Source organism: Haloarchaeobius salinus (assembly GCF_024464185.1).
Lineage (GTDB): Archaea > Halobacteriota > Halobacteria > Halobacteriales > Natrialbaceae > Haloarchaeobius > Haloarchaeobius salinus.
In genome coordinates, this window is record NZ_JANHAU010000008.1 from 84,430 (window position 1) to 94,334 (window position 9,905).

Here is a 9,905-nt window from a genome sequence, read left to right on the forward strand (position 1 = left end):
GGAATCCTGGAGGCCGAGACCGTCGTTAGGGCTCGTCCTCGAGGATTGCTTTGGTTCGTGCTTGGAGGTCGGTATCGAGGCTAGAGGCGAGTTCGTCGGGAGCCATCAGGTCCCCGGGGGCATCGTCGTAGTATGCGACGTAGCGTCGGGCAGCGGTGGGGGCTATCTCGGGAGCAGCCCTGATGATGTCCTGTAACACTTGTGGGGACCACTGGTCCGTGAGTTCAGGAACCGAGAGGCAGTGTTCCAATGCACGGGAGAGGTATCGACGGACGAGCGCCATGTTGTGGGTACGGTCGGCCCCCAGTAGGTCCGCGCCGCCCGTCTTGTAGTCGGTGTCGCGCTGCTGGAGTGTGTCTGGGATGTCAGCTTCGAGTTCGGTAGCGAGATGCGAACTGATTGAGAGGACCTCTCCTGGATGGCTTTCAGCGAGTATCGATATCGAGCGTGCGAGGAACAGCCGGGCAGCCACAGACGACGCTTGCTTGAACGCGACCGTGATGACGGACATCTCGGCTGCGGCTGGCTCGGTTGCCTCCGAGACAGCGACAGAAAGGAGGTGCGCAGCTTCTTCTTCGACCTCCGGGTCACCGTGTATCAGTTGTGTCGTCACGGTCTCAATGAGGTCCGTGCTGAGTGCCCGGTGTGAAACGAGGAGCTCCTCAAGTGCAGACAGCGCTGTCTTGGATACCTCTGGGTCAGTGTCCGCTGCCAGGTCAAGGAGGGTGTCGAGGACTGGGACGAGTGCGGTTGGCTGTGCACTGCCGACGGCCATGTAGAGGGTGCTCAATTTCGCTCGAACAGTGTCGATGTCACTGCTCAGGTGCGGCTCGAGCCTTCCGAGAGTGGCATTCCTCTCGGTATCTTCGGCCTGCTCGGCTGTAACATCCGCCTCCAGTACCACGTCTTTGTCGGGGTCCATAGCGTGGTTGGGTGCTGCCTCGCGTCCCCACTCTGCACAGGTCGACACGTGGGGGACGATCTGCTCGGAGCTGCTGGAAGTGACCAGAAAGAGGATCTTGAGGACTTTCTCTCGTTCGTACAGTGAGCCCGCCTCGCCGAGGGCGACCAGGTCCTGAATGCGCTTCTCACTGATCTCCTCCCGGATCGTGTCTGGGTTCAATGACGGAGTGTCGGGGCTGTTCGACCCCTCGAGCTCGTTTTCTGCGTCGGCCTCGTCGCCGGGACTACTTCCAAGAGTCGATGATTCAATGAGCAACCGGAAGAGCAGACTCGTCAGGATACGGAGCGCAAGTCGTCTGCCAAGGCCCGGGTATGCGACACTGTCGTCGAACTCGGCGTCAAGCAGTACGAAGAACTTGTCGAGGTCGCGGGAGGACAACCACCACGCTTCAGACGAGTCGATGACGGTCCTGAAAATGACGAAGAGTCCACGAAGGTCCGTCTGGTCCAACGTCTGGCGGTCGCCCCTAGATTGCGTGATCGAATCGAGGATAAATCCAAGATGAGGAGAGACCCGATGCGAATGGGATTCGGTGATCGAATTGAGTATCGAGATCGTGGTACCCCGGATTTTCTCGGAAGGAGAGTTGAGGCCGGACACGATCTCTGAGGACACCTCCGCAACCGCTTTACTCTCGTCTTTGGAGACCCGCAACAGGATTCGGACGGCGAGATTCTCCGGGAGCAGGTCCAATCCGACGTCGAGGTCGGATCGGTCGACCGCGGAGGAGAAGACGCGTGATGAACGGAGGGTTTCATTGCTGTGTTTGATTTGTGGATTCGCGCCGGTAGCTTGCGAATACAGGTCGGTATGGGACTTCACGCGGCGATGATGCCCTTGATGCATGGCACTGCTCCCGCCGATCTCACTTGCGACAGTCGGGACGACTGGCACGACCACCGCAGGCTCCTGTATCGCCAACAGGTAGATGATCGAGAGTGACGTGAACTTACTGCGCTTGCTGTAGCCACTGTTGGCAATCGGTTCTGCGAGCTCGTCAAGATACGCAGCCACCTTCTCCGGCTGCCGTTCCGCAATCTCCCCCAGAAGAATGCTCGCCGAGCTCGCGGTCACTCGATCGTCGGAATAGAGCAACGAGACCAACGGTTCGATTGGTACTCGCGTGATCGGAGCGACGTCCGCGAAGTCCGAGAACACGTCCACAGCTGCCTTCTGCGTTTCCTGGTCCGAGTCTGCAATTGCCGCCAGCCCACTCTCGATCTCTGGTTCGTACGACGACTTCCTTACGTTCGGAAAGACAAACAGTGCGAACAGCGCGGACAGTCGTATCTCAACGTTCGAGGCTCCGAGTTGCGCCTCGAGTGCTTCCCGCAGGTCCTGCAGTCCACCTGGGTCAGACTCGGCGACAGCGACTTTCACCAACTCGGCTGCGGCACGTCGCCCCGATGGCGACCCCGTTTCGAGTAGCTCAGCGAGTGTCTGCTCGTCCGAGAGGACACTCCCGCGACCATGTTCGTGCAGACTTTTGAGGAGATTGAGAGCGCTTGCAGTCAGTGACTCGTCGCCTGCGCCGACGAGGCTCCAGAATCGCGACGGTTCGATATCGACCACGTTCTCCTCACTGATGACAAAGACGTCGACTAGATTGAGGAACGTCGAGGTGAGCCCGGGGTACATACTATCCTCTACGAAGACCGGGAACAGGCTTTCGATAGACTCCCGGACCGCAGCGGGCGTTGTGCGAGCAACCTCGGTCATGGCCTGCAGCAGGGACTCCTGTACCTTGAGGAGGCTGCTGATGAGACTCGTCGATTCGTACAGGACAGGAGACTGCCTCAGAACCTCCTGTTGCGTCCTGATCTGCGTGATGAGTCGGTCAGTATACTCCGTGACGGCCGCTGGATGTTCGAAGCTAACTGCGACAATCGCCTCCGCTGCATACTTCCGGATTTCAACGGCTTCGAACGCCGAATCACCGCGGAGGTCGGTTTCGAGCAGATCGAATGCCTCCTGTAGCTCCGCTTGGGAAAGGTCGGGACTCCGCGAAGCTTGCAGCGCGAGATCTCTAGCCGCTCGGCGCGGGTCCTCAGCTTTCATGAGTAGTGTGGAAGGTTTCGTTGAGTGTCGACACCGAGCCGGTCCGGGTGAGGAACTCGACGGCCCCGACCAAGTCCGCCGTGTTTTGACTACTGGCACACCATTCGACGATTGCTTCCCGTGCTTCGACACCTTCTGACGGATAGGTTTCGACTAACCGGCCGAGGATACTGGTTGCGTGTTTCCCCGCCTCGTCGTCGTACTTGAGAAACGCAAGGAACCGGTCTGGGGTTGGATACCTCTCCGGGTTCATCTCCTTGAGACACGCCGAGATCAGTCTGAGGAGTGCGGTCACGAGGTCGTGGTGGGCTGCGCCCGTCGCTGCTGTCTCTTCGATCTCCAGGAGTCGCGATATCAGCTCATCCAGCCACGGGACGAATGCAGCCGGGATGACCTCAGTAACGGAGACGAGACAGTCGGCGAGCTCATCGGTCACTACTGGGTCGAGTGCGTCGTCTGTCAGCAGTAATGTCGAGATGTCCTCGACGAATTCCTCCACGCCCGGTTCACCCGCTCTGGCAGTGAGCCCAATCAGCCATACCCCGTGTTTTGTATCTCTGGCACTCCCGCCCAGGAGGTCACGAATGCCGCCACTATGTTTCACGATAAGTGACGAATCGAACAAGAACAGCGACAGAAGGACATACATCAGTGGGCGTTCACCGATGCGGTTCTGGTCGTCTAGGAACTCCTGCATGGGGACCAGCGACAGGGACATCTGGTCTTCGGCCTCTGTGATCTCTGGGTCAACCAGTGATTCGATTGTCTCGAATTCGTCGGGGTCGGCACGGAGCTCCAACTGTAATTTCTCTAGCAGCCGCCCAGTGTGTGGTTGAAGACTTTCCGGGTTCGCGGCGACGATATCGGCTAGAACAACTTCAACCACGAAACTACTCAGCACGTAGTCAGTCTCGATTGCTGCGATCAACTGGTCGACAACTGCCGCGAGGCCGGACGTTTCACGTGAACTGATCTCAATCAGGACCCACGCCGCTGCTTGTCTGGTGAGTCTATCCTCGTGTGCGACCCCTTCGAGGAACTGCTCGTGGTTTTCGATGACCGGCTTTGGATTGTGGTCGACCAGGAGCAAGACTACCCGAACGGCGTATCTCCGAATCTGCGTAAAAGGACTGGTGGTGAGCTCCAACACCTCGCCGAGATGCCGAGCGGCCTGCTGCGGGTGTTTCAGGCTCGCCAGGTAGAAGACGCGGATGGCTACACGCTGCGTGACTCTCGAGTTACGGCCGAGGTACGAGACGACCTCTTCGATCTCAGCAAGCACCGTCCGGTCCTCACGGTGTATGGCTTCCAGTGCACGTTCTAGAACCGCCGAGGCGTTCTCCTCTCGCGCCAAGTTGTACCTCGGTTCGATCAGGTCCGCTGTATCCGGCGGTGTCGTATCAACTTCACCGACCTTCGATTCAGCCTGCGATTGTATCTGTTTCAGTACTGGCACCGTCGCTTGCTCGTCGAACGCGGCCGTATCTATCCAAGCAAGTTTCGTGAGGTCCTCGGTCGACGTATCATCGGGAGCGCGAAGAGTGTTCTCTACCTTCGTCGGGGCGACCTCGTGAACCTCCAAGTATAGTAGTGCGACGGCCGCACGGAGGGCTGCGTGCTCGGACGAGAGAAGAGGTTTCAGCGCCTCAAGCGTCTCCTCGGCTGGGACTGTGTCCGTCGCTTCGGTAATCCAGTAGGCTGCGATGATGAAGTCTTCGCGTGTGTCGAGCTCCCAATCCTCGGCTGTGGCTTCCTGGAGGAGCAGGTCGAACAGCTCCGTGGCGGGTTCCGGATGGTTGGTAGCCAACTGCTGTACTGGGAGGGAGAGGCTTTCGGTGGTTTCGACTTCGAGCGCGGTCCCGAGGATGTCGACGAGTGCCGGCAGTTCCTCGGTCGATTGAATCGAGAGTCGATAGAGCAACACGCCTGCCCGCTCCCGTGCGATCTCGTGACTCTGCGTCAGATTCCATCCGAGATCGTCCACGTAGTTCCAGATGGATCCGTGATCGATCTCTGCGATTTCGAGGAAGACGAGTAGTATGAGGGAGCGGAAGCGGCCATCGCTATCGCGCAGGTGAGCTCCCAAGGCGTCTGTGTCTTCTGCCACGCGACTGGGAGTGACGATGCTGAGCTCGTGGATTGCGTTTGCCGCTTTCCGTCGAAGGTCGTCGTCGGTAGCGTCGAGCAGGTCGATGAGTTTTGGGAGGTTCTCGGATACCTCGGCCGGCCATTCCGTACAAAGGGCGGCGGCGATGTCTGTGCCGTGTCTCTGTACCGAGACAAGGGAGTCGTCAAGTGTGGCACGGAGGACGGCGTCGGGGTGGTTGAATTGGGCGGGATACTCGTCGGCCGCCTGCGCGAGGACCTCTGCTGCGACAGCTCTCGCTTCGAGGGCGTCGGCTGCGAGGAGCGTTCGGAGATCGGTGAGGTGGTCGTAGACCGCTGATGGGGTCTCAGTAGCGATGTCACGGAGGGCCCCAGAAAGTTCTCGTACTAGTCGTTGGCGCTCCCCGTGCGTGAGCGAGGCCTCGGCCCCCGTGACAGTGGTTACGTGGGTGAGTGCTGTGAGAAGCTGGGGGGTGCACTGTGAAGCCGCGATCGGATGCTCTGCGGCCGTGGTAGCAACTGCTCCGGTGGCCGCCATCCGGTCGCTCGCGGAGACGTCATCCGTCTCACGGTCGAAGGCTTCGGGGGCAGTGTGTTCGATTGCCGCTTCGAGGTGGGACAACACTGCCAGCGGATCGGGGTCGGAGTCGAGATAGGGTGCTTGGTCACTCTGCATGAGCGATGCAGAACACCCGAGGCAGCTCCCATCCGGCATGGGATGACGCGTGACCGACATCGTCCTGAGATACTCTAAACAGCATGGTGGGAACCATCAATCGAACTGAAATAAGCGTTTGGGACGTGTAGGGTCAATCACTGTTTCGGCGACCAGTCCGTTGGGCGGGACCCCTACCGACGGACCACCCAGTCTGGTTTCCGAACGCCACAGCAGGGTGACCCGCTCCTCCGTGATACTCACGAACCATAATGACAGCATTCCAGCCAGTTCGACGTCGACCGGAATCAGACTCAACTCACGATACCCCGGCAGGCACCGAACACACCGCTGCGGACCCACGTACGCAACCAGCACGCCGACTTCGGCCTACGCCTGCAGGCAACAGACCAAGACGCTCGGTCCGGGGTACCCATCATCCCGATGCAGCACGCTCCAGTCGCATCTATCCTAGCGGGCCACTACAGACTGCACCAGCGCCCGGAACCAAACCTGCACCGAGTCGGCAACTGGTGGGAGTCAGACATTGGGGTGTCTGCTATTATAGGTGTATCCGAAGATGCCCAGTGAAACAACGAGGAAGCACGTGTTCGTGTCCGTCGGCACCGGTGGCTACCGTGCTGCACAGACCGTCGATAGACGGGTCTCGAACGCTGGCGTCGGCGACCGCTGGAAGTTCGCAGTCATCGACAGCGGCTCGATACCCACCGACGAGTTCCCGCGGGACTTTGAGGTACTGCAACTCCAGAAGGACAACCGGATGGGGCAGATATTCAACCGCCTCAAGAAGAACGGGTCGATCAAGTGGTTGTCCGAGGACCTCGAACTCGCCAACCAGGGGTCAGTGCGAGACCCGAAGAACGGTCGGTTCTACTTCGAGTACCACAGTCACCGGATCTACCGCCAGCTGACTTCGACCATCCGATCAGCAATCGATACGACGCAGGACGACGAGCTGACCGTCTGGCTCTGTGCGTCGGTCGCAGGAGGTACAGGGGCTGGCATGTATCCACTGATGAGCGTCATGCTCGATCAGATAGTGTCAGATATCGCCGATAACGTCGAGGTCGACGCGCGTCTCCTCGGCATCGCCTGTGTATCCGAACTCAGCCTCCCACAGCGGACGGTCCCTGGTCCCAACCCCGCCTACTACCTCAACTCGAACATCGTCCTTCGAGAGATGGCGTCGCTGTTGGACCTCGATACCCTCCAACAGGACATGCAGGCCTCGTATCCGATGGAGGTCAACATGCCAGCGGCTCCGGACCCGACGAAGGTGTCCGCACTCCGCACCAACACCTTCACCTGCGACTCTCCCCCGCTGGATGCGCTGTTCGTGATGCCCGTCGACGAAGAACGGAGCGACGCATCCACTCCCGGTGGCGAAGAGACGAACAGCTACATCGAGGGCGTCAACTACGCCATCTCGTCGGTCGTGGTGGGATGCACGCTCGTCGACGATGGCATCGAGAACCTCTTCGAAGACGTGCTCACCGAACGCCTCTACACGTTCGACACGGTCGACGTCCGAGCCCCGATCGACGACGCCAAGCGGTACTTCGACATCACCGAGCACCTCGACCAACTCCGCGATACCCTGACCGAGGTCGAGACCCGAATCGACAGCCTCCAGCAACGAATCCAGGGGTATCAAACCCTCGACGAGATGGCGGTGACCGAGGAACCCAGCCCGGAGGAGATCACGGTCGTCAGTTCACGGGTCGCCTCGGCATTCGACCGGGCACGCCAACGTCTCGATGCAGTGGCCCTCGAGCAGGCCGAGGCCGCGACGCTGACTAGCGAAGCAAAGACCTTCGCGTCGGCCGTGTCCGAGTCGAGTGCAGCCGGGGACGACGACACGCCACACGAGGACATCGCGCAGTTCGTCTTCTTCACCCTCGCCCGCTCGAAGCTGCACGACCGCATCGCGGAGAATCGCTTCCAGAGCCGCGTCGAAGACATCTGTGAGAAGAACGCAGATGACGTGGACGTCTCCCTCGATCGAGTGAGCGACGCACCCGTTCAGGTGTTCGAACAGTCCCTGGAACCGTATCTCACCGACTCACTCCAGACGATCGAGGCACGAATCGAGGACACCAAGTCCTACCACTTCAGGAAGCGCCGGTCCCTCAAGCAACGCAAAGAGGAGGTCGAGGACGTGCTGGCGGAGCTGCGAGCACTCCGTGATCGGTACGTCGACCAGCAGGACGCGCTGGAGACGCTGACGAACCAATGCCTGGCTGACGTCGAGGAGAAGCTCGCCACCCATGTCGATACCCTGGAGGACGACCTCGAAGAACAGCAATCCCGGCAGTCGGAGATACAGAACCGGATCTCCGATCGCGAGCAGGCAATCGAGAGCATCTCCGAGACCTTGCTCGACGGCTCGTACGGCCGAATCGCACAGCTTCCCCTCAATGTCGACGCACTCGACGAGGTCAGCCGTGAGACCATCACCACGGCCTCGGACCTCACGGAGCTCGTCGAGGCGCAAGTGATCGACCACCAGTCACTCGTCGAACACCTCCGCTACGCCCTCGAGAACCGACTCGAAGAGCCACTCGAGGACAATATCGAACGCCACAACCACCCGGGGGAGACCCTGGCGACCATCTCGAACGCGCAGAACCGACAGTTCCTCTCCGAGTCCGCAGTCAGGACCACGCTGGCCGGACGAGATATCCGGGGACGGTTGACCATCGACGAGGTCGACTCGCCGTTCTCGATCACGCTGGTGACGCTCTTCGACGAGATCCGACTGGACAACGCGTCCGAGTACCACCACATCACGAGAGAGTGGCAGGATGGCAGTCTCCAAGATCTGTTCGGCGAACCAGTCGACCTGGAATCCCGTGTCGCCTATCCGGAACTCTTCGCGTCGAACCACCCGCTGGACGCCTCGCCCTCGAAAGGTATCGCGGGCGAACGCCCCGAGTCGGGACCGCTCGTCGAGGATGGAGGCGACCAATGAGCGGAGCTGTCACTCGCTTCACGGTGGCGGGTGCGCTGTTGGTCGTCCTCCTGGCCGGCGGTGTCGTCGCAGCCGATACCACAGAGGGTCGGTCAGACACATCCATGGACGAGGTGAACGTCTCGGCACAGTACGACCCCTCGTCCCCGGCCCAGACCGCCACCGTGAACGTGACCGTGGCTGCCACAGACAGTACGCTGCGTGACGTCCAGATTGATGTCGAACGGGCCGATGAGACACTCGTCGTTCCGGACAGTTTCAGGACAACGATCATACCGAGCAACCAAGAGGTGAACGTGACGCCGGTCAGGAGAGGTGGTTTCGAGATCGAGCGCCTGGACCCCGGTGAGACCATCACCATCCAGTTCCAGGTGGCGGTGGAGACGCTCGAGCCGACCACAGTCGACGCAGCGCGGATTTCGGTCGCCTACACGCAGCGGGGACAACGGCTCTCCCAGCGCTACGAACCGACCGCCGACATTGCGGCGAATCCGTGGCACGAGCGTGCGCAGCCGACAGGTGATACCGGGCCGTTTGCTACCCCGACGGTCTTGAGTCTCGTCGGGCTTACGGGGACTGTCCTGGGAGCTACCGTCGTCTACTTCAGGCGGCCGCAATCGGTGTCGTGGGACGCAATCGAGCCAGCGTTCTCACGGGCTCGCCGACGTGTCGACGATTCCGTCGCCCTCACCGAACTCGACCGGCTCGAATCGTCGGTGAAGAACGAGGTCGCCCAAACGGATGATGACCCCGGGGAAACCGAGGATGACGGTTCGGAGGAGAGCTCTGGAGTTGCCGGGATCGGTGGGTCGTCGGACGAGAAGAGCAGTATCGACGACGACATGCCGAAGCTGTGAGTGGCCCAGCGGTACGGGCTGAGGCCATCAGCTGGCACTACCCTGATGCGGTCTCGCCGGGGTCCGTTCGTGGGTCTTTCTTCGTTGCTGACGTTCTCCCGTGCTGGCTGTTGGTTGCGGTGAGGGGCGGACAGGGGACGTTCGTCGGCGGTGTTCAGATAAGGATTGAAAAGTGAGGCGTAGCGTTTTTTGAGTGTCCATGTCGAAAAACGCTAGCCTCAACGGATGTACCGACCAGATTGAGTTAGGTTTTGTGGAGCGCGAGGCAACACC

4 protein-coding genes are annotated in these 9,905 nt (G+C 60.3%); 2 read left to right on the plus strand and 2 right to left on the minus strand.

What is annotated here, in order from left to right; all coding sequences use genetic code 11:
- Nucleotides 1–25: 25 nt before the first annotated feature.
- Together NO345_RS19085 and NO345_RS19090 are read right to left on the minus strand one after the other, a co-directional pair.
- Nucleotides 26–3,022 (minus strand): hypothetical protein, encoded by a 2,997-nt coding sequence (locus NO345_RS19085; protein WP_256301930.1) that lies wholly within the window; start codon nucleotides 3,020–3,022, stop codon nucleotides 26–28.
- On the minus strand, nucleotides 3,012–5,804 hold the full coding sequence (locus tag NO345_RS19090; protein ID WP_256301932.1) for a hypothetical protein: 2,793 nt from the start codon (nucleotides 5,802–5,804) through the stop codon (nucleotides 3,012–3,014). The genes NO345_RS19085 and NO345_RS19090 overlap by 11 nt, the downstream gene beginning before the upstream one ends.
- Nucleotides 5,805–6,363: 559 nt before the next feature.
- Between NO345_RS19090 and NO345_RS19095 the strand changes: the two genes are divergently transcribed.
- Together NO345_RS19095 and NO345_RS19100 are read left to right on the plus strand one after the other, a co-directional pair.
- Complete coding sequence (locus tag NO345_RS19095) at nucleotides 6,364–8,775, plus strand: tubulin-like doman-containing protein (RefSeq protein WP_256301933.1); 2,412 nt, start codon at nucleotides 6,364–6,366, stop codon at nucleotides 8,773–8,775.
- Nucleotides 8,772–9,632: a hypothetical protein gene (locus NO345_RS19100; RefSeq protein WP_256301935.1), complete on the plus strand. Its 861-nt coding sequence runs from the start codon at nucleotides 8,772–8,774 to the stop codon at nucleotides 9,630–9,632. The genes NO345_RS19095 and NO345_RS19100 overlap by 4 nt, the downstream gene beginning before the upstream one ends.
- Nucleotides 9,633–9,905: the final 273 nt, after the last annotated feature.

Coding starts and splice junctions, on each gene's coding strand:
- NO345_RS19095 (WP_256301933.1), top strand. CDS start 6,364: ATGCCCAGTGAAACAACGAGGAAGCACGTGTTCGTGTCCGTCGGCACC.
- NO345_RS19090 (WP_256301932.1), bottom strand. CDS start 5,804: ATGCAGAGTGACCAAGCACCCTATCTCGACTCCGACCCCGATCCGCTG.
- NO345_RS19085 (WP_256301930.1), bottom strand. CDS start 3,022: ATGAAAGCTGAGGACCCGCGCCGAGCGGCTAGAGATCTCGCGCTGCAA.
- NO345_RS19100 (WP_256301935.1), top strand. CDS start 8,772: ATGAGCGGAGCTGTCACTCGCTTCACGGTGGCGGGTGCGCTGTTGGTC.